The 24354-nt window shown below is 43.5% G+C and carries 19 protein-coding genes and 1 pseudogene; 9 read left to right on the top strand and 11 right to left on the bottom strand.

Annotated elements, in window-relative coordinates; genetic code table 11:
• Nucleotides 1-30 precede the first annotated feature (30 nt).
• Entirely contained in the window at nt 31-1812 is a 1782-nt protein-coding gene (locus H8S63_RS10510) for an ATP-binding protein (RefSeq protein ID WP_007749695.1), read from the bottom strand.
• Between the two features lie 12 nt (nt 1813-1824).
• Nucleotides 1825-2511 carry a response regulator transcription factor gene (locus H8S63_RS10505; protein WP_007766028.1) on the bottom strand — a complete coding sequence of 229 codons (687 nt, stop codon included), beginning with the start codon at nt 2509-2511 and terminating at the stop codon, nt 1825-1827.
• Between the two features lie 237 nt (nt 2512-2748).
• Here H8S63_RS10505 and H8S63_RS10500 point away from each other — a divergent pair, with 237 nt between their 5' ends.
• The 4 genes from H8S63_RS10500 to H8S63_RS10485 all read left to right on the top strand — a co-directional run bounded on the left by H8S63_RS10500 (nt 2749) and on the right by H8S63_RS10485 (nt 7594).
• Nucleotides 2749-3942, top strand: a complete 1194-nt coding sequence (locus tag H8S63_RS10500) for a hypothetical protein (RefSeq protein WP_022275540.1) — start codon at nt 2749-2751, stop codon at nt 3940-3942.
• Between the two features lie 37 nt (nt 3943-3979).
• The gene (locus tag H8S63_RS10495) at nt 3980-4786 is read left to right on the top strand and encodes a DUF3805 domain-containing protein (protein ID WP_186926733.1); all 807 of its coding nucleotides are present in this window, start codon (nt 3980-3982) and stop codon (nt 4784-4786) included.
• A gap of 32 nt (nt 4787-4818) precedes the next feature.
• Nucleotides 4819-6687, top strand: a complete 1869-nt coding sequence (locus tag H8S63_RS10490; protein WP_186926732.1) for an ABC-F family ATP-binding cassette domain-containing protein — start codon at nt 4819-4821, stop codon at nt 6685-6687.
• Nucleotides 6688-6754: 67 nt separating this feature from the next.
• Nucleotides 6755-7594, top strand: coding sequence for a histidinol-phosphatase (locus H8S63_RS10485; protein WP_186926731.1), 840 nt, complete (start codon nt 6755-6757; stop codon nt 7592-7594).
• Nucleotides 7595-7910: 316 nt separating this feature from the next.
• Here H8S63_RS10485 and H8S63_RS10480 read toward each other — a convergent pair.
• A pseudogene (locus H8S63_RS10480) lies at nt 7911-8971 on the bottom strand (glycoside hydrolase family protein).
• A 653-nt stretch (nt 8972-9624) separates the two neighbouring features.
• Entirely contained in the window at nt 9625-10860 is a 1236-nt protein-coding gene (locus H8S63_RS10475; protein WP_186926730.1) for a fucose isomerase, read from the bottom strand.
• Between the two features lie 181 nt (nt 10861-11041).
• On the opposite strand from H8S63_RS10475, the gene H8S63_RS10470 reads away from it, so the two are divergent.
• Together H8S63_RS10470 and H8S63_RS10465 are read left to right on the top strand one after the other, a co-directional pair.
• A complete protein-coding gene (locus H8S63_RS10470; protein ID WP_007757808.1) occupies nt 11042-12241 on the top strand; it encodes a pyridoxal phosphate-dependent aminotransferase in 1200 nt (399 codons plus the stop codon).
• A gap of 6 nt (nt 12242-12247) precedes the next feature.
• Complete coding sequence (locus H8S63_RS10465; RefSeq protein ID WP_007757807.1) at nt 12248-13492, top strand: FtsX-like permease family protein; 1245 nt, start codon at nt 12248-12250, stop codon at nt 13490-13492.
• 1 nt (nt 13493) lies between these two features.
• Here the strand turns inward: H8S63_RS10465 and H8S63_RS10460 are convergent, their stop codons facing one another.
• Nucleotides 13494-14666, bottom strand: coding sequence for a glycosyltransferase (locus tag H8S63_RS10460; protein ID WP_186926729.1), 1173 nt, complete (start codon nt 14664-14666; stop codon nt 13494-13496).
• 76 nt (nt 14667-14742) lie between these two features.
• Entirely contained in the window at nt 14743-15747 is a 1005-nt protein-coding gene (locus H8S63_RS10455; RefSeq protein WP_022276550.1) for an AI-2E family transporter, read from the bottom strand.
• Between the two features lie 336 nt (nt 15748-16083).
• On the opposite strand from H8S63_RS10455, the gene H8S63_RS10450 reads away from it, so the two are divergent.
• Nucleotides 16084-16626, top strand: a complete 543-nt coding sequence (locus H8S63_RS10450) for a hypothetical protein (RefSeq protein ID WP_022276551.1) — start codon at nt 16084-16086, stop codon at nt 16624-16626.
• 78 nt (nt 16627-16704) lie between these two features.
• Nucleotides 16705-17460, top strand: coding sequence for a potassium channel family protein (locus H8S63_RS10445; RefSeq protein WP_007757800.1), 756 nt, complete (start codon nt 16705-16707; stop codon nt 17458-17460).
• A gap of 11 nt (nt 17461-17471) precedes the next feature.
• On the opposite strand, the gene H8S63_RS10440 is transcribed toward H8S63_RS10445, so the two are convergent.
• Complete coding sequence (locus H8S63_RS10440) at nt 17472-18974, bottom strand: L-lactate permease (protein WP_186926728.1); 1503 nt, start codon at nt 18972-18974, stop codon at nt 17472-17474.
• A 176-nt stretch (nt 18975-19150) separates the two neighbouring features.
• Here H8S63_RS10440 and H8S63_RS10435 point away from each other — a divergent pair, with 176 nt between their 5' ends.
• On the top strand, nt 19151-21079 hold the full coding sequence (locus H8S63_RS10435; protein WP_186926727.1) for a PAS domain-containing protein: 1929 nt from the start codon (nt 19151-19153) through the stop codon (nt 21077-21079).
• Nucleotides 21080-21116: 37 nt separating this feature from the next.
• On the opposite strand, the gene bioD is transcribed toward H8S63_RS10435, so the two are convergent.
• Genes bioD through H8S63_RS10415 form a run of 4 tightly spaced genes read right to left on the bottom strand, consistent with a single transcriptional unit; the run spans nt 21117 to nt 24339 of the window.
• Entirely contained in the window at nt 21117-21764 is a 648-nt protein-coding gene (gene bioD, locus H8S63_RS10430; RefSeq protein ID WP_186926726.1) for a dethiobiotin synthase, read from the bottom strand.
• On the bottom strand, nt 21761-22519 hold the full coding sequence (bioC, locus tag H8S63_RS10425; protein ID WP_022276554.1) for a malonyl-ACP O-methyltransferase BioC: 759 nt from the start codon (nt 22517-22519) through the stop codon (nt 21761-21763). Before bioC ends, bioD begins: the two co-directional genes overlap by 4 nt.
• Nucleotides 22520-22528: 9 nt before the next feature.
• Nucleotides 22529-23188 carry a DUF452 family protein gene (locus H8S63_RS10420; RefSeq protein WP_186926725.1) on the bottom strand — a complete coding sequence of 220 codons (660 nt, stop codon included), beginning with the start codon at nt 23186-23188 and terminating at the stop codon, nt 22529-22531.
• Nucleotides 23185-24339, bottom strand: a complete 1155-nt coding sequence (locus H8S63_RS10415) for an 8-amino-7-oxononanoate synthase (protein WP_186926724.1) — start codon at nt 24337-24339, stop codon at nt 23185-23187. Before H8S63_RS10415 ends, H8S63_RS10420 begins: the two co-directional genes overlap by 4 nt.
• Between the last annotated feature and the right edge of the window lie 15 nt (nt 24340-24354).

Genomic DNA, 24354 nt, shown 5'->3' with positions numbered 1-24354 from the left:
AGCTTGTGCGGTAATGGCTTTTTAAGTGGTTTATCTCTCTTTTGCCAATGTAAATACAAATTCCAGTCCGCCTCCCTGATTATTTTTCGCAGAGATACTTCCCCCGTGAATGATAACCGCATTCTTTACAATGGCCAATCCCAATCCTGTCCCGCCTAATTTCCGTGACCGTCCTTTGTCTACCCGGTAGAAGCGTTCAAAGAGTCGGTTCAGATGTTCGGGTGACACACCCACACCGGTATCGGCAAAGCTGAAATAGTAGAAACCTTCATCTTCGCGGAAACAGTTTATATTGATTTGGATATTTGTTCCGGCGTATGCAATGGCATTATCCATCAGATTGCGGAATATGGAATAAATCAGCGAATAATTTCCTTTGATTTGTATGCTCTTCTTTAAGGAATTGACAACCGTGATATGCTTCTCGTCCAGTTCCAGCGCAACCTCATTGATAATATTGCCCACCAATAAGCTGATATCCACCCGTTCCATATCAATCATGTTGGCAGCTTCGTCCATGCGGGTTAGTACGGATATATCCCGCAGCAACCGGCTCAGTCGGTTACTTTGGGCATAGCAACGTTCCAGAAAAACATTTATTTTCTCACGTGGGATATTCTCGTTGCTGACAATCGTCTCCAGATACCCTTGAATACTGCTGACAGGAGTTTTCAATTCGTGGGCTATGTTCTGTGTCAATTGCCGTTTCAAGTTTATCTGTTCTTCTTCCTGAGTGACATCATTGATCGAAATCTCAAAGCTGGCATCTTGAAAGATGATACATTCCACGATAAAGGTTCGTCCGTTTTTATTGATTGTGATAGACATTCTCTTTTCATCTTTTCCTCCCGAACGCTGTCTTTGGTTCTTGTTGATGAAGTGGATGATCTCTTTCAGTTCGCTGATAGCAAAGACTTCTTCCGTAGTTTCCAGGTTGGAGTCTGAAATCAGATTACTGTATTGGGTAAAGAGGTTGTTGACCAGAATCTCCTTTTTGTCTTTTGTAAATACTCCCAGTCCTTCATGCGAGATCTGGAGATGGGTGATCAATTTCTCACGTTCGATGTAAAGTGCCTCTTTGGTCTCGTGCAGCCGCTTGTATATTTGTATGATATGTTGTGATATTTCCCCCAGTTCGTTATGTGGGAAAGCTGATTGCATAGCCATTTCGATAGGCTCGTTCCGGTCGGCACGCATGGCGAACTCGCGAAGCTGGTTGATGGAAGTTCCCAATTTATTCGTGAACTTATAGAAAATAATCATCAGCAACAGAGTCACAATGACCGTAAACCATAAATAGTGCGGGTCGGCTTTCAGATTGTTGATGAGGCTGACATTATAAGGTAGAGCCGAACGGACAATATAATCTTTGTAACGTGTAGCCGAATAAAAATAGGGGACACCGGTCGTCTCGGAAGTACGCCGTACGTCATATCCATTTCCCTGTTTCAGCGCCTTTTGTACTTCCGGACGGTCTAAATGGTTCTCCATCTGCCCGTTGTGGTTCGAATAACTGTCGTAAAGCACATTTCCGTCTATATCAATAAGAGTTACACGTAAATCTTCCAGAATATGGTTGTTGATATAACCGGTGATAATTGAACTGTCCGGCGATTGCCTGCTCAACTGTTCATAGAGCCGGCTGTTGTAATCCTGTAATTTTGTGTTCAGCAATTCCACCTTATATTCCCGCTCACGTTGATACTGATACGCGATAAAGCAAACGGCAAATACCAGAAACAGTGAAATGACCGAGAGAAAAAGCTTTCGGCTGAAAGAGAGGAAATGTTTTTGAGTTACAGGCAGATTCATAGGGAGTAGTTATTACGCTTCAAAACAGTATCCATATCCGAGACGAGTGACGATGCACTTGCCGTATATTCCTATCTTCTTGCGCAGACGGGTGATATTTACGTCAATAGTACGGTCGAGTACATATACCTCGTCGCTCCAGATACGGGCCAGAATATCTTCACGTGAAAATACCCGTCCTTTATTCTGTACCAACAGAAGCAATATTTCAAATTCTTTTTTAGTCAACGGCACTTCTTCTTCGTCGATACTTACCTTCTTTTTCGTGATATCAATGACGAGCGTCTGGTAAGTAAGCCGTTCGGGAACTCTTTCTGTTTCCGCTGCAGCCGTGCGTCTCAATACAGCTTTTACACGGGCAATGACCTCCCGCAGCGAAAATGGCTTCGAGATATAATCATCCGCGCCTAGATTGAAGCCGGTCACGGTGTCGTTCTCAGTATCTTTGGCTGTGATAAAGATGATAGGCACTTTTGCCGTTTTCTTGTCCTTTTTCAGCATGTTCGCCATTTTGAATCCGGAGATTTCCCCCATCATCACATCGAGAAGAATTAGCTGATAACTACAAATATCCATCTTCAAAGCCTCTTCGGCGGAGTTTGCGGTATCCACCTCGTAACCTTCATTTTCAAGATTGAATTTCAGAATCTCGCAGAGGTCTTCTTCATCGTCGACAACTAGAATACGGGTTTCATTCATAAGCTATATGTATTAGTATGACAAAGTTACGTTTTTATTTTATTTGATGCAAAGATGAGGATACTTTGTTACGGTCAGATGAAACAGATATTACAATCTTGTTACATTCCTCCCAATCCTGCAGATAGAATAAAATATCGAAGTTTTTGCGGGCTATAAGAGGAAAAAACGTTTGCTATTTGTTATCTTTGTTAGCGAGAAAAGATAGAGATGTTTGATTAATAGATACTACAAACGATGATAAAAGTTGACTTGAAACGACATAGACGCGAAGTGATTGGCGCGGTTATTGTGTTGCTGCTTCTGCTTGGCGGAGTGTCCGTCTTTAAATATACCACGTTCAATCCCGGTTTTGAGATTGTTGATGATTTAGGAGGAAATATCTTTCCTTCGGCTATTCTTTCCGTAGCCACAACCGATGCGCAAGTCATTATCCCGTCGGATTCCACCAGTCTGGGAAATCCGAAATCCTGCATTGCCATTCGGGTAAAGTCGCGGGCGGCATATAGCCGGGTAAGGATTGAGGTGGCTGAAACTCCTTTCTTCTCCCGCTCCGTCTCAGAGTTTATTCTGAACAAACCACGAACGGAATATACGATTTATCCGGATATAATCTGGAATTATGAAGCATTGAAGAACAACCTTCAGGCGGAACCCGTGAGCGTTGCCGTGACAGTGGAGATGAACGGAAAAGAATTGGGACAGCGGGTGCGTACATTTTCCGTGCGCAGTGTCAATGAATGTCTGTTGGGCTATGTGGCGAACGGGACCAAGTTTCATGATACCGGTATTTTCTTTGCCGCCTACGTCAACGAAGAGAATCCGATGATCGATCAGTTGCTTCGTGAGGCGTTGAATACCCGCATTGTGAATCGCTTTCTCGGTTATCAAAGCAAGGCTAAAGGAGCCGTAGACAAGCAGGTGTATGCGCTTTGGAATATATTGCAGAAGCGGAATTTCCGTTACAGTTCGGTTTCCAATACCAGTCTTTCGAGCAATGTCGTGTTCTCTCAGCGTGTCCGTACGTTCGATGATGCGCTGGAATCTTCACAGATTAACTGTGTGGATGGCAGCGTGCTGTTTGCCTCTTTGCTTCGTGCCATCAATATCGATCCTATCCTGGTGCGTACGCCGGGACATATGTTTGTAGGCTATTATACCGACAATTCGCATACCGATATGAACTTCCTGGAAACGACGATGATCGGTGATGTCGATCTGGATGATTTCTTTCCCGATGAACAACTGGATTCTACGATGGTAGGCAAATCACAGAACGAGATGTCATTGCTGACTTTCGAGAAATCAAAGCAATATGCCAATAAAAAGTATAAGGAGAACGAAGAAGGTATTCATTCCGGAAAGTTGAACTATATGTTTTTGGAAATCTCCAAAGAAGTACGCCGGAAAATACAGCCGATAGGAAAATAATTCGTACTTTTGCCAAGTAATCAAATGTAGAAAAAGAATGCAAGGCAAGAAATTTATCTCTCCCGGAGCATGGTTTTCGATGAACTATCCTTCGGACTGGAACGAGTTTGAGGATGGCGAAGGCTCTTTTCTCTTCTATAATCCCGATGTGTGGTCGGGTAATTTTCGTATATCCGCATTCAAAGGTAAAGCCGGTTATGGCAAAGAAGCCATCCGGCAGGAACTGAAAGAGAACGATTCGGCTTCGTTGGTGAAGGTCGGGGCGTTGGAATGTGCGTATAGCAAAGAGATGTTCCAGGAAGAAGGAACTTACTATACATCCCATGTATGGATTACAGGCATTGACGATATTGCTTTCGAATGCTCGTTTACCGTACCCAAAGGTGGAGTGGTGAAAGAAGCCGAAGAAGTCATTGCCACGTTGGAGATACGTAAGGAAGGACAGAAGTATCCGGCCGAGTTGATTCCCGTCCGCCTTTCCGAAATCTATCAGATTAATGAAGGATATGAATGGACGGTATCTACCGTGAAGCAGGAATTGAAGAAAGATTTTCAAGGAACGGAAGATGACCTCGAAAAACTCCAGCAGATGATTGACAGCGGTAAGATCGGTCCGAAGAAAAAAGACGAGTGGCTGGCTATCGGTATTACGATCTGCACGATCCTTGCCAATGAAGTGGACGGTATGGAATGGAAGACATTGATTGACGGCAACCGGGAAGCGCCGGTTCTTCAATATAAGAACGGCATTATCGACCCGATGAAACTGACATGGAGCAGAATAAAGGCCGGAGAATCTTGCAACGTCATAGAAACTTATAAGTCTGCGCTCACTGCCGACTAACCTTAATCGCTAACTCCTAATCACTTACTTACGTGACAGTACCTTATTTACAGATAGATAACCTGACCAAGTCCTTCGGTGACTTGGTCCTTTTTGAAAATATATCTTTTGGCATTGCTGAGGGGCAGCGTGTCGGATTAATAGCAAAGAACGGCAGCGGAAAGACTACGCTGCTGAATATCATCGCCGGAAAAGAGGGCTATGATAGTGGAAGCATTGTTTTCAGACGCGACCTTCGGGTGGATTATCTGGAGCAGGACCCGCAGTATCCCGAAGAATTAACCGTGCTGGAAGCCTGTTTCCATCATGGCAACAGTACCGTTGAACTGATAAAAGAATACGAGCGTTGTATGGAAACGGAAGGACATCCGGGACTGGAGGATCTTCTGGTTCGTATGGACCATGAGAAAGCGTGGGAGTATGAGCAGAAAGCGAAGCAAATCCTTTCGCAACTTAAGATTCGTAACTTTGACCAAAAGGTGAAGCAGCTTTCCGGTGGGCAATTGAAGCGTGTAGCTTTGGCAAATGCACTGATTACCGAACCGGAGCTGTTGATTCTTGACGAGCCTACCAACCATTTGGATCTGGATATGACCGAATGGCTCGAAGATTATCTTCGCCGTACCAATCTCAGTCTGCTGATGGTGACTCACGACCGTTATTTCCTCGACCGTGTCTGTTCGGAAATTATCGAAATAGACAATCGGCAAGTGTATCAATATAAAGGAAATTATAGCTATTACCTCGAAAAGCGACAGGAACGGATAGACGCTAAAAGTGTGGAAATAGAACGAGCCAACAACCTTTACCGTACGGAACTCGACTGGATGCGCCGAATGCCGCAAGCGCGCGGACACAAAGCCCGTTACCGTGAGGAGGCTTTCTACGAATTGGAGAAAGTGGCGAAACAACGGCTCCGCAACGATAACGTAAAGCTGGAAGTGAAAGCATCGTATATAGGAAGTAAGATATTCGAAGCCGACCATTTGTTCAAGAGTTTCGGGGATTTAAAGATTCTGGATGATTTCTCCTATATCTTTTCCCGTTATGAGAAGATGGGGATTGTGGGAAACAACGGAACCGGCAAATCGACTTTCATCAAAATATTGATGGGACAGGTACAGCCTGATAGCGGTACGGTGGATATTGGTGAAACGGTTCGTTTCGGTTATTACTCGCAGGACGGACTCCAGTTTGACGAGCAAATGAAAGTGATTGACGTGATACAGGATATTGCCGAAGTCATAGAGCTGGGAAATGGGAAAAAGTTGACCGCTTCGCAATTTCTGCAACATTTCCTGTTCACTCCCGAGACCCAGCACAGCTATGTCTATAAACTGAGTGGGGGCGAACGCCGCCGCCTGTATTTGTGCACTGTCTTGATGCGCAATCCTAATTTCCTTGTGCTGGATGAACCGACTAACGATCTTGATATTATTACGCTGAATGTGCTCGAAGAGTATCTTCAGAACTTCAAAGGTTGTGTGATTGTGGTTTCCCACGACCGTTATTTTATGGATAAGGTCGTAGACCACTTGATGGTTTTCAACGGACAGGGAGATATTCGCGATTTTCCCGGCAATTATAGTGATTACCGTGATTGGAAAGAAGCAAAAGCGCAAAAGGAGAAAGAAGCCGAAAAGCCGCAAGAGGAAAAGACTGCCCGTGTCCGTCTGAACGACAAGCGTAAGATGAGTTTCAAGGAGAAGCGCGAATTTGAACAATTAGAGAAAGATATAGCCGAGCTGGAATCCGAAAAGGCGCAGATTGAGGAGCTTCTTTGTAGTGGTACCCTTTCTGTTGACGAACTGACGGAGAAATCGAAACGTTTGCCCGAAGTGAATGATCTGATCGATGAGAAAACAATGCGTTGGCTGGAACTCAGTGAGATAGAAAGCTAAGCAATGTCGATAGTAAGAAAAATGAATAACCGGTATAACTTGAATAACCCTTGAATAAACCGAAGAGATGACAAACTTGACTAATTATCATAGCCATTGTCTGTATTGCGACGGACGAGCCAATATGGAAGATTTCATTCGTTTTGCCATTAGTGAAGGTTTTTCTTCATACGGCATTTCCTCTCATGCTCCGCTTCCATTCTCTACTGCATGGACGATGGAGTGGGATCGGATGGATGATTATCTTTCCGAATTTTCCCGGCTTAAAGCAAAGTATGCTGATGAGATAGAATTGGCTGTCGGCCTTGAAATAGACTATTTGAATGAGGAAAGCAATCCTTCGTTGTCGCGTTTCCAAGAATTGCCTCTTGACTATCGCATCGGTTCCGTTCATATGCTGTACTCTCCGGAAGGAAAGGTGGTAGATATTGATACCCCGGCAGATCATTTCCGTGAATTGGTTGATGCGCATTTTGGTGGCGATCTTGATTTCGTTGTCCGCCTATATTATAAGAATCTGCTCCGTATGTTGGAGTTGGGTGGTTTCGACATCGTAGGTCATGCCGATAAAATGCACTATAACGCTTCCTGCTATCGTCCGGGTTTGCTGGATGAAGCATGGTATGATACGTTGGTCCGTGATTACTTTGCGGCGATTGCCGAGCGCGGTTATATTGTGGAAATCAATACCAAGTCTTATCACGAACTGGGTACGTTCTATCCGAATGGACGTTATTTCTCTTTCCTAAAGGAACTGGGTATTCGGGTGCAGGTAAATAGTGATGCGCACTATCCGGAACGGATTAATAATGGACGTGCCGAAGCATTGGCTGCTTTGAAAAAGGCAGGTTTCACATCGGTAGTGGAGTGGCACGGCGGAAAGTGGGAAGACAAGGAAATTCTGTAAAGAACATATAACAAAAACAGGACAGCCGTTTCAAGTAATGACTTGAAACGGCTGTCCTGTTTTTGTTTCGGTTAATAGTATCCAACCCTTCCATTGTGTTATAAAGCGGCTCTGCTAATAGGCCTTTGATGGCTTTAGAATAACCTAATGTTTTTCTAATCGGCGTTGTTGAAGATTTTATGCTAATATCGAATACCATTGTATCTGATACAAAGATACTCCTGTTGCTCGAGTTTTCCAAGTAAATCAGATGCTATTTCCTGCTGTTCTTTAAAAAAGGCATTTTTATCCGTTACTTCAAAGGAATCACCATATTTCATGATTTTGTAGCATTCTCAAATCCACCGGTACCATCCATTGTGGCAAAGAAAGTATGCGTGGCTTTTCCATTCTCAAAGAGAAGGAACGGGCGTTCCAATTGTCCCTGCATTTCCACTTTTCCATCTTCCCATTCTACGGTGCGTGAGTAAGCCTTTGGATCTATATCTACGGTCCAATGAACACCGTCGGTCGAGTGAGCCATGACTCCGCCGTCTCTTTCGCCCGTATATTTGGCCACGTGGTCTTTAAAGATGGCGTGATACCCTTTAGAGTCTTTCCATAAAAAGGGATCTTCTGCTTCTCCCTGACCATCCACCTGGAAAATAGGCTGTTCATTGTTTAATACCGTGTAAGGACCTTCAATATTGGGAGAATAAGCGATTCCTAATGCCAAGTCCGAGTATTTGCCGTTTTCAGTATGAGCCCTTCCTTTGAAAATCATCATCACCGAACCGTCTTCTTGAATAACAGGCGAAGGGTTAGATGCTAAATAACTATAGAAAGTATTGGCTTTTGTTTTAATATCGGTTCGTTGAAACGTTTTCAGGGATCGTAAGGAGAATCTGCAACAGCCAATCCGATGCGTTTATTGACACGTCCGACGATGCACCATGGGCTGCTTAATGTCAGTTCATCATAAGTCGGTTCACCGAATGGGTGGGTAGAGCCCATATATATAAGGTAATATTTGTCTTTGTACTTCAGGATACGCGGATTGTGCGTGGAGCGTCCGTCCCAGTATTGCGCACCATGTGCCAGCAGGGCAATATCGCTGAATTGGTAAGGACCTTCGGGTATATCAGATACGGCATGCACAATCTCTGAGGCAATCATCCATCCCGGATGGAAAGGCAGCGATTTGGGGAAGCGGGAAACAAACATATGATATTTTCCGTCTTCACCTTTGACAACGGAGCTTCCCCAACTCCAATATCCTTCACATTCAAAAGCCGGAGTGCGGGGAGCTTTGTCCAATCGATGAAACAATTCATTCTGTGATTGTTGTTTCATGACCGGTAAGTTTTCTATTTTTTTGAGCATGAGTATGCCCCGCATATAATACAAAGATTAGGGATAAAAGAGTCGGATAATAAGTTTTCATAGCCATTGCTTTAATTTTTTAATTAGTTTTCGGAAGCAAAGAAAGCGACTTTTTTTCTAAAGAAAGTGCTACAAAACTCCCAAATAAGTGTTTTCTGAATCCAAAAACTGTTTTAAATCACCTTTTCGTCACTTTCTTCTCGTTGAACGGCTTGATTTAGTAGTCAGCACCCAGACTGAGCGGTTGATTTGAAAAAAACAATAGGAAGATTTAATAACTTCTTCCTATTCTATTAATCTTTTCTGCCGTTCTATTGATCAATTCATCTAATTGAATTATCCGGTTGCACTTGTGCAACCGGGATGGTACACAAGAGTAGCTTGGTTGTTACACTTGTCTGTCTGACTAGTTGCACAAGTGCAATTTTATATTTGCCAATTATATACGAAGATAATAGGTGGCATTAGTGATAATTTGTTGACAATTAGAGTAATATGAGGAAAGTGCAGTTTTTCTTCAGAAAAAAGCAGAAATATCCTATTGCTTTTTGTAAACTTATCTTGAAAATGAGATATTTTTAAGCTTAACTGCTTGATTACTAGTTATGTGACATTTTTGTATTTTCCCCCTATAATACTTAAAAATAATACAAAAATGTCACAAGGGCTTATTCGGTTCGTTTGCAGGTATTTGCCTGGAAAAACTCATTCAATGCAGCTTCATGGTTTCCATGAACCAGGATATGATGATTTCCCAACGGATTTTTTAAGAAATACTCGGCAGGAGTATTCATCCGTATGCGTACCTGTGTGCGGCACATATTGATATAATTTGTGTTTTCGGATAACGTTCCCGTAGACAGATAATATTCGTCGAGGCATTCGCCACCGCATTTGACGATAGTCACGTCTCCGGTGGGAAGCAACCCTTGAATGGCGATCCCCTTTTCCGTTTCAAAATGGTTGCGGATGATATATCTTTCCGTCTGTTTGAGACCGACGGTGCAATGAGCTAAAATAAGTTCGTTGGTGCGTGAATTGATCATAGAGGGATTTGCCATGAATCCGTCCTTTTTGGTGAGCGCTTTAACAGCCAGCAAGGTGAAGATAGACTGCAAGTCGCCTTCGCAGCCTGCCATTATTCCGTCGTCATTCAACAAGGATAGTGCCAGACAGCCGGTAGTGTCGATTTGCTCAATCAGTTTGAAGCAACTTAGTGTCAGTGCTTCCAGTTTCTCTTCTTCGCACACTTTCTTGATAGCCCGGTAGAGCCGCATCGCTTTGATGATATCTTCGGGAGTTCCCTCTCGGCAAGCAAGAGCTTGCGAAGCGACTGCGGCACAGGAAGCACCTACTTGATCATCCGTGATTTGTTGAAAATGTTCATAGATACGTTCCTGTGGAATGTCTATGTATTCGATGCCCCAACGGCGTTTTGCCAGCAGATAGTCAACATTACTGGCGACCAGCCAGGATGAAGGAGTGCCGATAACTCCGATACGTTTGCCGAATAATGAACGTTGTGCCCGGAAATTATTATAAAGTATATGTACACGCTGTATAATGGATGGCAGTTCACCATGAAGGATTTCGCTCTTCATTCCCCTTCCGCGAAGCCATGTAGATATCTCCAGGGCGGCTGCAAGTGAGTTTTGCATACCGTCCGCCAGTAAAATGGCAGGGCGGGGGAGGTTTTCGAAATGTTGGATGACCAGCCTTTCTACTCCGCCGGTAGCGATAAAAATAATTTTGAAATCATCACTCGTTAACTTGTTCATATCCTGATAGTCAACGAGTTTTACAATATAGTATTTTTCAAGTTCACTCAATATCGCTTCGTGTGAACTACGCAATGAGACTTGTTTATGAAGCAGTGACGCGAATGAGATAAGGTGTATGGTCATTATGGTATTGTTTTAAGTTTTCTGTGTGACAAATGTATAGCTTTCTTTTCAAAATCCCATAACGATTTTAACCTTGCTAAGGTTTTTAAAGTTTTTATGTCTCTGTATTCAAATTATTGCGTACATTTGCAACCTCAAGTAGAAAAAAGTAAATAGTAATTAGTAATTTGTAGTTAAAATTATGCCAACCATATCCATTCGCGGAAACGAGATGCCTGCATCTCCTATCAGAAAACTGGCTCCTTTGGCAGACGCTGCCAAGCAACGGGGAGTCCATGTGTTTCACCTGAATATCGGACAGCCTGACCTGCCCACTCCTCAGGCCGCGATTGACGCGATACGCAATATTGACCGTAAAGTGCTGGAGTATAGTCCTAGTGCAGGTTATCGTAGCTATCGCGAGAAACTAGTGGGATATTATGCCAAGTTCAATATCAATCTTACTGCAGACGATATAATCATTACCTCAGGAGGTTCGGAAGCGGTGCTTTTCTCTTTCCTTTCCTGTCTGAATCCAGGTGATGAGATTATCGTTCCGGAGCCGGCATATGCTAACTATATGGCGTTTGCTATTTCTGCAGGCGCGAAGATTCGTACGATTGCCACAACCATCGAAGAAGGTTTCTCACTTCCCAAAGTCGAGAAGTTTGAAGAGTTGATAAATGAACGTACGAAAGCAATCCTGATTTGTAATCCGAACAACCCGACCGGATATCTCTATACACGTCGTGAAATGAATCAGATTCGTGACTTGGTGAAGAAATATGACTTATTCCTTTTCTCCGATGAGGTATATCGCGAATTCATATACACCGGTTCTCCTTATATCTCCGCTTGCCATCTGGAAGGTATCGAGAATAATGTGGTACTGATTGACTCCGTATCAAAGCGTTATTCGGAATGCGGTATCCGTATCGGTGCGCTGATTACCAAAAATAAAGAGATACGTGATGCTGTCATGAAGTTCTGTCAGGCTCGTCTGAGTCCTCCGTTGATTGGTCAGATTGCCGCTGAGGCTTCCTTGGACGCTCCCGAAGAATACTCACGCGAGACGTATGACGAGTATGTGGAACGTCGTAAATGCCTGATTGACGGCTTGAACCGTATTCCGGGCGTTTATTCGCCCATCCCGATGGGGGCTTTCTATACAGTGGCAAAACTTCCGGTGGATGATTCCGACAAATTCTGTGCATGGTGCCTTTCCGATTTCGAATACGAAGGTCAGACGGTATTCATGGCTCCGGCTTCCGGTTTCTACACAACTCCGGGTTCGGGTATCAATGAAGTGCGTATTGCATATGTATTAAAGAAAGAAGATTTAACCCGTGCGCTTTTTGTTCTCCAGAAGGCTTTGGAAGCGTATCCGGGAAGAACGGAATAAAAGTCTATGTCTTTATCACTTTTCATAGCTCGGCGCATCTACCGCGAAAGCGATAGCGGAAAACAGGTGTCACGTCCTGCGGTGCTCATCGCAATGGCGGGTATTGCTATCGGACTGGCTGTTATGATTATAGCAGTGGCGGTCGTTATCGGCTTTAAAAGTGAAGTGAGAAATAAAGTCATTGGATTCGGATCGCATATCCAGATAACTAATCTGGATGCGGTCAGTTCTTACGAAACCCATCCGATTGTGGTAGGAGACAGTATGATGACTGCCCTTGACGGTTATCCGGAGATAAGCCATGTACAGCGTTTTTCTACCAAACCGGGTATGATAAAGACGGATGATGCCTTTCAAGGAATGGTACTGAAAGGGGTAGGTCCGGAGTTTGATCCCCGTTTTCTGCAAGAATATCTGGTGGAAGGAGAGATTCCTGTTTTCAGTGATTCGGTTTCCAGCAATCGGGTGCTTATCTCCAAGTCTTTGGCTACAAAGATGAAGTTGAAGTTGGGGGATAAGATATATACCTATTATATTCAGGATGATGTCCGCGCGCGCAGGCTGACTATTGCCGGAATTTATCAGACAAATTTCTCCGAATACGATAATCTTTTTTTATTGACCGACCTCAGTTTGGTGAATCGTTTGAACGGTTGGCAGCCGGAGCAGGTGACAGGGGTGGAGCTTCAGCTGAAAGACTATGATAAGCTGGAAGATACAACGTATGAAATCGCAATCGATACCGATAACCGGAAAGACGAATATGGAGGTACGTATTATGTGCGCAGTATCGAACAGTTGAATCCACAGATATTTGCATGGCTTGACTTGTTGGATCTGAATGTGTGGGTGATTTTGTTTCTGATGATAGGCGTTGCCGGTTTTACCATGATTTCCGGTTTGCTGATTATCATTATCGAACGTACGAATATGATTGGTGTCCTAAAAGCTTTGGGTGCCACTAATTTTACAATCCGCAAAACTTTCCTTTGGTTTGCTGTTTTCCTGATAGGCAAAGGTATGCTTTGGGGGAATGTTATCGGTTTGGCGTTCTGCATTCTTCAGTCCCGGTTCGGCATTTTCAAACTCGATCCGGAGACTTATTACGTAGACACGGTTCCGGTATCTTTCAATATCATCCTTTTCCTGCTGATTAATATCGGCACACTGCTGGCTGCTGTCCTGATGCTGATAGGTCCTTCATATCTGATAACCAAGATCAACCCTGCCAACTCTATGAGATATGAGTAGTTTATCTTCTCATGAAATCTCCTTTACCCCGCAATAGACGACAGAGCTTGAACTTCAACGACTGCAACGGTTGCAGGATATCGAATACCGGCAATGAGAAATAATATTTCCGGTTGCCGCCCATTTCTTTTGCTGTTTGGTTAATGACAATGGCTTGCACCGTGTAGCGAATCAGCCATAGTAATAATGTGATACCTGCTGCTAACCAGTGGAAATCGAGAATGCCTAATACGATACCTGCAATGCAAGTGGCGTAAAATAACAGGCGTGATAGGGTTTCAAAGCCTAATAGGTAGCGTTGTGCCCCATGATAAAAGCGTGCGGTGGCCATATAACTGACCTTTTCTTCTTTCCAGTCTTTGTAACGGTAGACAGGCTGTATCCGCATGGTTGCGTTGAGATCCGTTTCTACACGGGTGTTACTGCTGTTGGCTATTTGATTGATAAACAGGTCATCTTCTCCGCGTTGAAGGTTCAGGTAGCTTGAAAATCCTTTTTGCTTGAAGAATAATTCTTTCCGATAGGCAAGATTACGTCCGATGCCCATATATGGCTTTCCAGCCAGGGCAAGACCTAAGTAACGCAATGACTGGAAGAGTGTGTCGAAAGCGACACGTTTGTGCAACCATCCTTTTGTCCGGTCATACCCGCTATATCCTAACACAACCTGTGTCTGTGATGTAAAATTGCGTGCCATCAGTTTTAACCAATCCTTGCTTGCCGGTATACAGTTTGTTTCCGTGAATACGAGCCAATCATATTTGCTGGCTTTGATACCTAATGTCAGCGCTAATTTCTTATGACTGATATAACGTGCGCTGTCGGGAGTAAAACTATGGTAAAGATGAGGGTATTTTTCCTCCATGAATCCCAATACATCCTCTGTCTCGTCGGTGGAAGCGTCATTGATTACAATGACTTCGAACTGGGGATAGTCCTGTTCCAGAATGGCAGGAAGGGCCTTACGCAGATTGTCGGCTTCGTTGCGTGCGCAAAGAATGACGGAAAGGGGCGGTAATTCCCGCGTGAAATGAATTTCTTCCTTGCGTACAGCTTTGTTATGCGAATGTATCCGGTTGTATAAACCGAGATAATAAATAACTTGGATGATAAAGAGAACTCCTGCCGCTGACAATAATATCAGCTCGGCAGTATTGAATGTAAATGCTTCCATTGAATTTTAGTGTCGTTTTACGACTACAAAAGTACGCAAATTTTCGGTAGTTTCGCCATCCGGAAGGTAGGTTATTTTATGAATCCAGGTATTCTTTCTTGAACATATTGACGAACAGAAAGAATAACGAGAGTAATAACGGACCGAAGATGATTCCCATAAATCCGAATAACGGCAGACCGATAACAACTCCGAAGATTGTAATCAACGGATGTGTATCCGCCATCTTCTTTTGAAGGATGAAGCGAATCAGGTTGTCGGACTGCGATACGACAATGGCTCCGTAGGCGAAAAGTCCGATTGCATGAAACCAGTCTCCGCTGATAGCCAGATAAGAGGCGACGGGAAACCACACTAATGCGGTACCTACCATCGGAATGATGGTAGCGAAGCAGGTGAGGAAACCTAGCAGTAAGACATTGGGTGCTCCGAAAATGAGATAGCCTATCATGGCAATGCCTCCCTGAATAATGGCCAGCAGTGGAATACCAATCGCATTGGAGCGCACGATCATGTTGATTTCATGAATAACTTCCCGCGTGTTCGTTTCATTGAACGGGAGAATATCATTGATGTATGCTTCCATCTTTTTACCTCCTATCAGCATGAAGTAAAGAACAAATATCATGACGAACAGATTGACGGCGAGACTGCTGATACTTGACATAATCAGTTGTCCGATTCGTGGAAGGATGGAGACTATGAACGACAACGTATCCTTCCCTAATACATCGTATCCTGTCTTTTCTTTGATAAATCCTGCTACTTGCTGGATGGGCTCTACGAATGTCTGCGGAGCCAGATTGATGTCTTGAAGTTTGTTTACTATCATCCAGATGGTCAGTCCGAGAGGTACAAGGAATACAAAAATGGTTTCTGCCGTGATCAGTAATGCGCTGATACTGCGTTTCATTTTCTTCTTTTCCGTCAGATGATGCATCTGCGTGCGTACTAATATGTAAATGGTAAATGCTCCCAGCAGCCCTCCCAAAAAAGGAGTGATTTGCCGGAAGATGATAACTCCCATAAACAGAATGATGACAATGAGGGAATATTTCCAGTATTGTTCTTTGAGATTCATATTGTGTAAGTAATTCGTTTATATAATAAACACAAAAAATCCCGGAAAGGTTTGCTGCCCTATGCTATATATCTGAGTCACGCTATCGGGCATTCGTTAATATCCGATAGATTTATGTTAAATGTTAACGAGTTTGCTATTTCTATTAAACCATGTTATAAGACACATTGCTTTTTCCGGAAAATTTGGAGATATGCAGAAAGTCCGTATCTTTGCAATGTGTTTTTCATAGTATTAGATTTAAGGTTAACAAAAGATTGGCTGTCTGGGATAGATAGCCTTTTTTTATGCTAAAAAAGTAACAACAAAATTTGCACATAACACAAAGGTCATATTATGAATACTTTCTTTGTTAAGACGCTCCGTATTATGATGCTTTTCCTCTTTATTATTTCGTTAGCATTAGGCTATGTGATATATGAGGATACCTTAGCGGTATGGTGGATTCCTGTTGGCGTGGCGCTTTTGATCGCTCTTGCCACTTTGCCTTTTTATAGAAAATGGTCTTGGCTGACTACAACAGAGGGTAAAGTGATGAATGTCCTATGTCATATTGGTTGCGTGGGCGCTATTAGTTATGCCTTGTTCCTTAGTGGCAATTATTGGCTGGCCGGTACTGCTTCCATATATGAAGAAACGGTTATGGTGCAGAAAAAATATATAGAGACCCATAAGAAAACCCGCAGGGTCGGCAAACATCGTTATGTATCGAATGGAGTGCGTAAAGAATACTATTTGCAGGTTGCTTTTGAAAATGGGAATGTGGAAACGTTGCATGTATCCTCTGCTGTTTATAACAAGACGCGGCAAGGGAAGGAGAAAGTACTGACTTTGCAAAAAGGCTTCTTTGGCTTGCCGGTGATTGCGAAAGGACTTTGATTCAATACACGGTGATTCGTTCAAACATTCGTGATATGTTACTTGTTAAGAGTTTCAATTCCAAAAAAATGATTGATTATGAAAATGGCTCTTTACGACTTCGTATTACGGAAAAAAGGAATCTATGGCATTTTGCACATTGTTATTCTTCTGCTTTCTCTTTTTCTGATCATAAGTATCTCTATTGATACTTTCAAAGGTATTCCTTTCTATACGCAGAGTGTGTACATGAAAGTACAGCTATGGATCTGTGTACTGTTTCTGGTTGACTTCGTTCTCGAATTTATTCTGGCGGATAATAAGAAACGTTATTTCACTACTCATTTTATATTCCTGCTGGTTGCCATTCCCTATCAGAATATCATAGCTTATATGGGGTGGACATTCTCGCCCGAAGTTACCTATATGTTACGTTTTATCCCTCTGGTACGTGGCGGATATGCGCTGGCTATTGTAGTGGGGTGGTTTACTTACAACAGGGCTTCAGGGCTTTTTGTATCTTATTTGACGATGTTGCTGGCTACCGTTTATTTTGCCAGTCTCGCTTTTTTTATTACTGAACATACGGCCAATCCTCTGGTCACTAAATATACAGACGCTTTGTGGTGGGCATTTATGGATGTTACTACAGTCGGCTCGAATATTATAGCCGTGACCACTACCGGGCGGGTACTTTCGGTTGTACTGGCGGCTTTGGGGATGATGATGTTCCCTATCTTCACTGTCTATATAACCAGTATTATTGAACGGAGAAATAAGGAGAAACAGGAATATTATGAAGAGAAAGGAGAGCCGGCACATAAGCAACAGGCAAATACTGCCGCCCCTCAATAAATCTTGTAGATTCAGGAACTGAAAATATAAACGATGAGTCCGGTTATCGCCACATACACCAAAGCATACGGGATGGCCGCTTTTAGTATCTCACCTTCCTTACCCTGTTGGTTTCCGGCAGAGGTAGCGATGGCAATGCTCTGCGGAGAGATGATTTTTCCTCCGGTAGCGCCTACTGTATTGGCTGCCGACAGCCAATCCGGACTGACATGAATTTGTCCTGCCACACTTGCCTGTAACTTTCCGAAGAGAATATTGGATGACGTATCACTTCCCGTGATGAACGTCCCCAGACAACCAATCACCGGAGCGAATAACGGATATAGACTTCCTGTAGCCGTAGCCAGTGCGGTAGCAATCACGGCAATCATTCCGGAGGTATCCATAATGGTAGATAATCCAACAAGGCATATCACTGTGATAAATGTTTTCTTTAGCTGCTTCACCGTATTCCAAAGAACGGCAAACAACTCTTTTACTTTAGCTCCTTGTATTAATCCGCCGACAAAAGTGCCGATAAAGAGCAGCACTCCGGCATGAGTCAGCCAGGAAATCGTATAGTTGGCTGTAGAGGAATTAATGGGCAGACTGATTCTGGTGACCCAGTTATTTTCCAAAGTATGGCGTAATCCTGGAAAAAGAGGGCTGGTAAGTATAATCAGAAATAAGATCAGCAGATAGATACTCCATGCGTTCATTATATCTTTCACCTTCAGATGGCTTTTCCGCGCTTTTTCTTCTTTGGATGCGGTCAGCTTTCCATACAAAACAATTACAATAATGGAAAGAATGCTTCCGATGATAGCCGGAGATTCGGCTCCCATATATTTGGCTGCCAGATATTGGCTGATTAGCGAAACGCTTCCTACCAGCAAGGCAAGGAAGATGTTCTTTGGCAGTGATTTGATTTTGGAGTCGGTAAGAAAAAGCAATACCAATGGAATAAGGAACATCAAGACCGACAATTGTAATACGACATTGGTACTGAGATGCAACACATCCAGATTGGTTTCTTTGGCTAATACTAGTACAGGAGTTCCGATCGCTCCGAAAGCGGTAGCCACACTATTGGCTATCAGACTGACCGTGGCCGAGAATATAGGTTTGAATCCCAGACTGATAAGAATCGCTGCCGGAATGGCGACTGCAGTTCCGAATCCCGCCATTGCTTCCAATAACCCGCCGAATCCCCATGTCAGCAGTAAGACCTGGATACTTTTATCGGTAGAGATAGAGGCGAATTGCTGTTTGATAATCTCCATCTTCTCTGTTTTCAGTAATACATTGTAGCTGAAGATAGCCATCAGGATAATGATTAAAATAGGGGAGACGGCTTTCAGTGCTCCATATATAAAGGAATAGAACAGATTGTCCGCAGAAAAAGAGAAGCCGAAGAGGGCGATCAGCATTGTTACGATCAGAGAAATGATACTGCTTTTGTCGCCTGGCATTTTGAAGAATGCCATTAATACAATTAATAGTAATACCGGAATAATAGCAAGGACTAAGGTCATAATCATATCAGGTTTTAAAAGGTGGAACGTCCGTTGGTTAGTTGTATAACAAATGAAGTTCTCACTTGGGTCGGTGAGGGAAATAGATTTTTCGAAAATAAATAGGATTTTACGTCTTTATTTGCAATAAAATATTTACTTTTGACAGATAAGTACATTTTTTATTCCACTATGTTATGGACAGTGAACGGACAGTAAAAACAATGGCTGAACAATTAGAGGCGCTTACTAAAGAAAATGAGCGGCTCAAACAAGAACTTTCAGTTCTTAGGCAAGAGAAAGAAAAAGCCAATCCTGTTAGTTTTAAAGAAAGGTATGCTGTAAAGATCTTGAATTCTTTGCCGGATATGTTGACTGTTTTCGATCATAACGAGATAGGAATCGAAGTGGTATCCAATGAAGAAACGAATCATGTCGGAGTGACAAACGAGGATTTTGTAGGGATGCATATGCGTAATATGGTTCCTCCGGAAGCCTATCAGAACATACATTCCAATATGCAGCACGCAGTCGCAACAGGGGCTGTCTCTGCCGCACATCACGAATTGGATTTCAACGGCAAGCGTCACTATTACGAAAACCGCATTTTCCCATTGGACGAAAAGTATGTACTGATCATGTGCCGTGACATATCGGAGAGAGTGGCTACTCAACGGCAATTGGAAGTTTTTAAGAGTGTACTTGATAAAGTGAGCGATAGTATTCTTGCCGTGTCGAAGGATGGGACATTGGTGTATGCCAACAAACAATTCATAGAAGAATACGGAGTGACTAAGGAATTGGGGATCCAGAAGGTATATGATTTGCCTGTTTCCATGACCACGAAAGAGGCTTGGGAAAAACGACTTCAGGAAATACGGGATAATGATGGCAGTTTTGCCTACCGTGCCGCTTACGTACGTATGGGAGAGACGAAGAAGCGGGTGCACCAGGTGTCTTCTTTCCTGACACATGAGAATGAACAGGAGCTGATCTGGTTCTTTACGCAGGATATTACCGATGTCATAAAGAAACGGGATGAACTCCGTGAGCTGAATCAGTTGTTGGACGGCATTCTGAATAATATTCCAGTCTATCTGTTTGTGAAAGATCCGGCAGATGAGTTCAAGTATTTGTATTGGAACAAAGCATTTGCCGAACATTCCGGTATCCCTGCTTCCAAAGCGATAGGGCATACGGATTACGAGATTTTCCAGTCAGAGGAAGCTGAGAAGTTCCGTAAGGATGACCTGGAACTGCTTCGTACCCACCAAAGGATTGATATACAGGAAACGTATCTGACAGCTAACGGTGAAGCGCGTATTGTGCAGACGCTTAAAGCACTTGTTCCGATGGAAGACCGTGAACCGTTGCTGATCGGTATTTCTTGGGATACCACGAATCTCCAGAATATAGAACAGGAATTGATTAAAGCCAGAATCAAAGCAGAGCAGTCTGACAGGTTGAAGAGTGCTTTTTTGGCGAATATGAGTCATGAAATCAGGACACCGCTCAATGCGATTGTCGGGTTTTCGCAGTTGTTGCCTACTGCAGATACCCCCGAAGAACAGAAACTTTATTCGGATATTATCAACCAGAATTCGGACATCTTGTTGCAGCTTATTAATGATATATTGGATTTGTCGAAGATAGAAGCGGGCACGTTGGAGTATGTGAAACGTCCGATAAATCTGGGGGAAGTCTGCAGGACAATCTATGCTGTTCACAAGGAACGTATAAAAGGAGGGGTGGATTTCATCTTTGATAATGGAGAGGAGGACTTGCAGATGGAGGGCGATCCGAATCGTATTATGCAGGTCATTACGAATTTTATCACCAACGCTACCAAGTTTACCCATACGGGAGAGATACGTTTCGGATTTGAACGAGAAGGGGAGAATGTCCGTGTATATGTGAAAGATACGGGAATAGGAATAGAAAAAGAAAAGGTGGGACATATTTTTGAACGCTTTGTCAAACTGAACAGCTTTGTGCAGGGCACAGGCTTGGGGCTTTCCATTTGCCGGATGATTATAGAGAAGATCGGTGGAGAAATTGGGGTGACTTCCGAGTTTGGCAAAGGTTCGACTTTTTATTTCATAATACCGTGTACGGAAGTTGATTGAACTTCCGTACATATACAGTTAGTTGCAGTCTGACAGTTTAGAACTTTATTTCAGGAACCAATATGAACTTTGTCTCCGGGAAGTGTTTCTCCAACCATGTCCGGATGAAGTTCATCGTGTCGTTCTGAATCGTCTTGTCTTCTACCGTAGGATACATATTATAGAGAACGGTATCCAGCACAATCCCCCTTTTTTGTATGGCTTCAAGGTTAAGCAAGGTGTGATTGATACTCCCCAGTTTGCCGGAAGTGAGAAAGATAAGCGGATATTTCTCTTGGGCAATGTAGTCTATCGTTAGCAGTCCGGTGGTTAACGGGACCATGAGACCGCCTGCTCCTTCAAGTAAAACATAGTCGTATCGTTCGCTCAGTTTCTTCGTTGCCCGTTTGATTTTATTGAAGTCGATAGGGCGGTTATCCAACTGCGAGGCGAGGTGGGGGGAAGCGGGATAAGAGAAAATTTCCGGCATAGTCAGTCCTTCTTCATCTTCTTTGGTGAAGGAGATTCCCATAATGCGACGATGCAGGTCGATGTCTTCGGAATGACCTACATTTCCCGTTTGAATAAATTTCTGGGTGATGGTACGTTGTCCGTTCTTGTTCCATTCACGGGCTAGAAAGCCGGTGGCATAACTCTTTCCGGCATCGGTGTCGATACCGGAAACGAAAAATACATTCTGTTTCATGCTTCTTTCTTTTTTGCGATGATATAAATAGGGTGATAGGTCAGAGACACGGAAGTGCCCCGTGTGAATTCTTGGGTATAACGCTCGCTGAATCGCTGTAAATCACGACGGGTCCGCAGTTGTCCGGAAGATATTCCGGTTACTCCCGTTTGCTTCAAGTGATAAAGAACTTTTATGGGATTGTCGAACGAAAGAGGAATGAGTTCTTCTTCCGAATGGAGGATGTCAAAGTCGGCCGACAAGGCGGTTACGAGTTCTTCTCGTGAGCGGTAGGGAAGACCGTTGCCTGTTAGTCGGCGTATCTCTTTCATATTCTTTTTGCCAAAGGTGCTGAAAGCGAAATAGCCTTGTTTGTTGAGCAACGCGTTACATCTCTTGAAAAAGTTTTCGGGAGATTCGAACCATTGCAAGGCGGAACAGGAAGTAATCAGGGTACTTTCGGCGGGAAAGGGCGCTGTTTCCGCATCTCCCGGCAGGAAAGACACTTGCTCTTTCTTTAGCAAATCTTCGCAGCAATATTTCATCTCCGGGCAGAGGTCGTTCAATAAGAGCATTTCCGGATGAAGAGTCTGAAACAACATACGGGAATAGATTCCCGTGCCGCAACCGAACTCAATCACTTTCGGGCAGGGAGAAGGTAGATGTTCCGTAAGCAGGTGAATCATTTTGTCCGCTATTTGTCTTTGTACGTTTGCTTCTTGCGGATAAGTGGCGATGGCTTTGGTGAAACGTTCTGCGATTAGTTGTTTGTTCATAATCGGTATTTATTGGGTTTGTAGGATTATGCTCTCAAAGAGTTCCTGTTGGTAATGGGCAGCTTCTGAGTATTCAAGAATATCTACCTTGTTTTTCCATGCAAGACGTTGATTGTCAGGTGGAAAGATGCGGTCATTCTTTCCTATGATGGCTTTTTGCCATACGAAGTCAGAAGGCGGTAATGACAAGTATTGTTGTTGTATGGCGGCTAGTTCTTCCTTGAGCTCATCGGCCGGACGTTGCGGAGCTACTGCTTGAAATACTTTGTATTCGGCTGTCGAACCACACATCCTTCTTTGAAACTTTTGCAGTGTTTGTTCATTCAATCCTTGCAGTGTTCCTTCAAATATAGCGGGTTCAATCCCTTTCGTTTCGTGTATGGGATAGGGAGTTCCATTGATAGCGATACTATGCGAGATGGGCAGAGACGGGTGTTGTTTCATGAGTTGAGAAGCTACCCATACCCCCATCGACCATGCGATGAGACGGATTTCGGAATACTTTTGTAATAAGTCGGTATCGAATTCCAAAGAACGATAGTCATAACAAACCATCCAATCCGTATCTGTAGGGCGGATTTGCAGGAAAGGAGTTTCATCCATTCCCCAGCCTGCGAAGAAAAGCAAGAGGCGCTTGGAATTATTCTTTATGATAAAATGTTGTTTCATCCGTTAATCAAAGCTATAAGTTGGTCGATTTCATGTTCTGTGATGTCCGCTGTCAATGAGAAGCGGATACGGGAAGTTCCTTCAGGTACGGTAGGTGGACGGACAGGCAATGCGTAGAATCCTTTACGTTGGAGTTCTTCCGCTTGCAGTATGGCATCTTCGCTCGCTCCTATAATCATGGGGACAATGTGGCTTACTGAAGGGCAATGGTATCCTTTGCCGGTAAGTGCTGTCTTTAGTTTCTCACTGATGCGCAGGAGGTGGGTTCGCTTATATTGAAGAGCGGAGAGATGTTGCAATACCCATGCTGTCCATTGAATATTGACAGGTGGAAGGGCAGTGGTGAATATAAAGGTACGCATCTTGTTAATCAGGTATTCCCGAATAACCTGGCGGCAGACAATGTAAGCTCCTGCTGAGGCGATTGCCTTTCCGAACGTGCCTACCAGGAAATCTATATCGTTGATACAGTCTTGTTCTTCGGCACATCCTAGTCCTTTTTCTCCCCGTACACCGAAGGCATGAGCTTCGTCTACATAAAGAAGAACATTGGAATAGCTCTTTTTCAATCGGACGAGAGCGCAAAGATCGGCTTTATCTCCATCCATACTGAAAATACTTTCGGTAACAATGATGATTTGTGCATAAAGATTGTGATTCTCGGAAACCAAACGTTGCAGTTGGGAGGCGTCATTGTGGCGATAACGGATACATTTGGCGGACGACAATCTGATTCCGTCTATCAGGCTGGCGTGCACCAGCTTATCGGCAAGAATCAGTGTTTGCGCATTGCTGACGGCAGGAAGAATCCCTGTATTGGCATGATAACCACTGTTGAATATGAGTGCGCTTTCTGCTCCGAACATAGTTGACAGCTGTTGTTCCAATGCTTGATAATCGGAAAAGTTACCTGTCAGCAATCGGGAAGAAGAGGAAGTAGGCAGAAATGTTTCGGGAGTCATTGTCTTTAAGAATTCCTCTCTTAATGATACATCATTAGCCAGTCCGAGATAATCATTGGAGGAAAGATTCAACATCCGTTGTCCATTCAGAATAACCTCCCGTCCATCGTGAATCAATGGCGGGAGAGAACGGTAGTTTTTCTTTTCTTTGAGAACAAGCAGTTCTTGGTTGATAGAGTCTAATATCATTATTTATGATTTTGG

It is taken from the genome of Bacteroides sp. NSJ-39 (assembly GCF_014287315.1).
Lineage (GTDB): Bacteria > Bacteroidota > Bacteroidia > Bacteroidales > Bacteroidaceae > Bacteroides > Bacteroides finegoldii.
This window is presented reverse-complemented; position numbering and strand designations above follow the sequence as displayed.

Coding starts and splice junctions, on each gene's coding strand:
- H8S63_RS10510 (WP_007749695.1), bottom strand. CDS start 1,812: ATGAATCTGCCTGTAACTCAAAAACATTTCCTCTCTTTCAGCCGAAAG.
- H8S63_RS10505 (WP_007766028.1), bottom strand. CDS start 2,511: ATGAATGAAACCCGTATTCTAGTTGTCGACGATGAAGAAGACCTCTGC.
- H8S63_RS10500 (WP_022275540.1), top strand. CDS start 2,749: ATGATAAAAGTTGACTTGAAACGACATAGACGCGAAGTGATTGGCGCG.
- H8S63_RS10495 (WP_186926733.1), top strand. CDS start 3,980: ATGCAAGGCAAGAAATTTATCTCTCCCGGAGCATGGTTTTCGATGAAC.
- H8S63_RS10485 (WP_186926731.1), top strand. CDS start 6,755: ATGACAAACTTGACTAATTATCATAGCCATTGTCTGTATTGCGACGGA.
- H8S63_RS10475 (WP_186926730.1), bottom strand. CDS start 10,860: ATGACCATACACCTTATCTCATTCGCGTCACTGCTTCATAAACAAGTC.
- H8S63_RS10470 (WP_007757808.1), top strand. CDS start 11,042: ATGCCAACCATATCCATTCGCGGAAACGAGATGCCTGCATCTCCTATC.
- H8S63_RS10465 (WP_007757807.1), top strand. CDS start 12,248: ATGTCTTTATCACTTTTCATAGCTCGGCGCATCTACCGCGAAAGCGAT.
- H8S63_RS10460 (WP_186926729.1), bottom strand. CDS start 14,666: ATGGAAGCATTTACATTCAATACTGCCGAGCTGATATTATTGTCAGCG.
- H8S63_RS10455 (WP_022276550.1), bottom strand. CDS start 15,747: ATGAATCTCAAAGAACAATACTGGAAATATTCCCTCATTGTCATCATT.
- H8S63_RS10450 (WP_022276551.1), top strand. CDS start 16,084: ATGAATACTTTCTTTGTTAAGACGCTCCGTATTATGATGCTTTTCCTC.
- H8S63_RS10445 (WP_007757800.1), top strand. CDS start 16,705: ATGAAAATGGCTCTTTACGACTTCGTATTACGGAAAAAAGGAATCTAT.
- H8S63_RS10440 (WP_186926728.1), bottom strand. CDS start 18,974: ATGACCTTAGTCCTTGCTATTATTCCGGTATTACTATTAATTGTATTA.
- H8S63_RS10435 (WP_186926727.1), top strand. CDS start 19,151: ATGGACAGTGAACGGACAGTAAAAACAATGGCTGAACAATTAGAGGCG.
- bioD (WP_186926726.1), bottom strand. CDS start 21,764: ATGAAACAGAATGTATTTTTCGTTTCCGGTATCGACACCGATGCCGGA.
- bioC (WP_022276554.1), bottom strand. CDS start 22,519: ATGAACAAACAACTAATCGCAGAACGTTTCACCAAAGCCATCGCCACT.
- H8S63_RS10420 (WP_186926725.1), bottom strand. CDS start 23,188: ATGAAACAACATTTTATCATAAAGAATAATTCCAAGCGCCTCTTGCTT.
- H8S63_RS10415 (WP_186926724.1), bottom strand. CDS start 24,339: ATGATATTAGACTCTATCAACCAAGAACTGCTTGTTCTCAAAGAAAAG.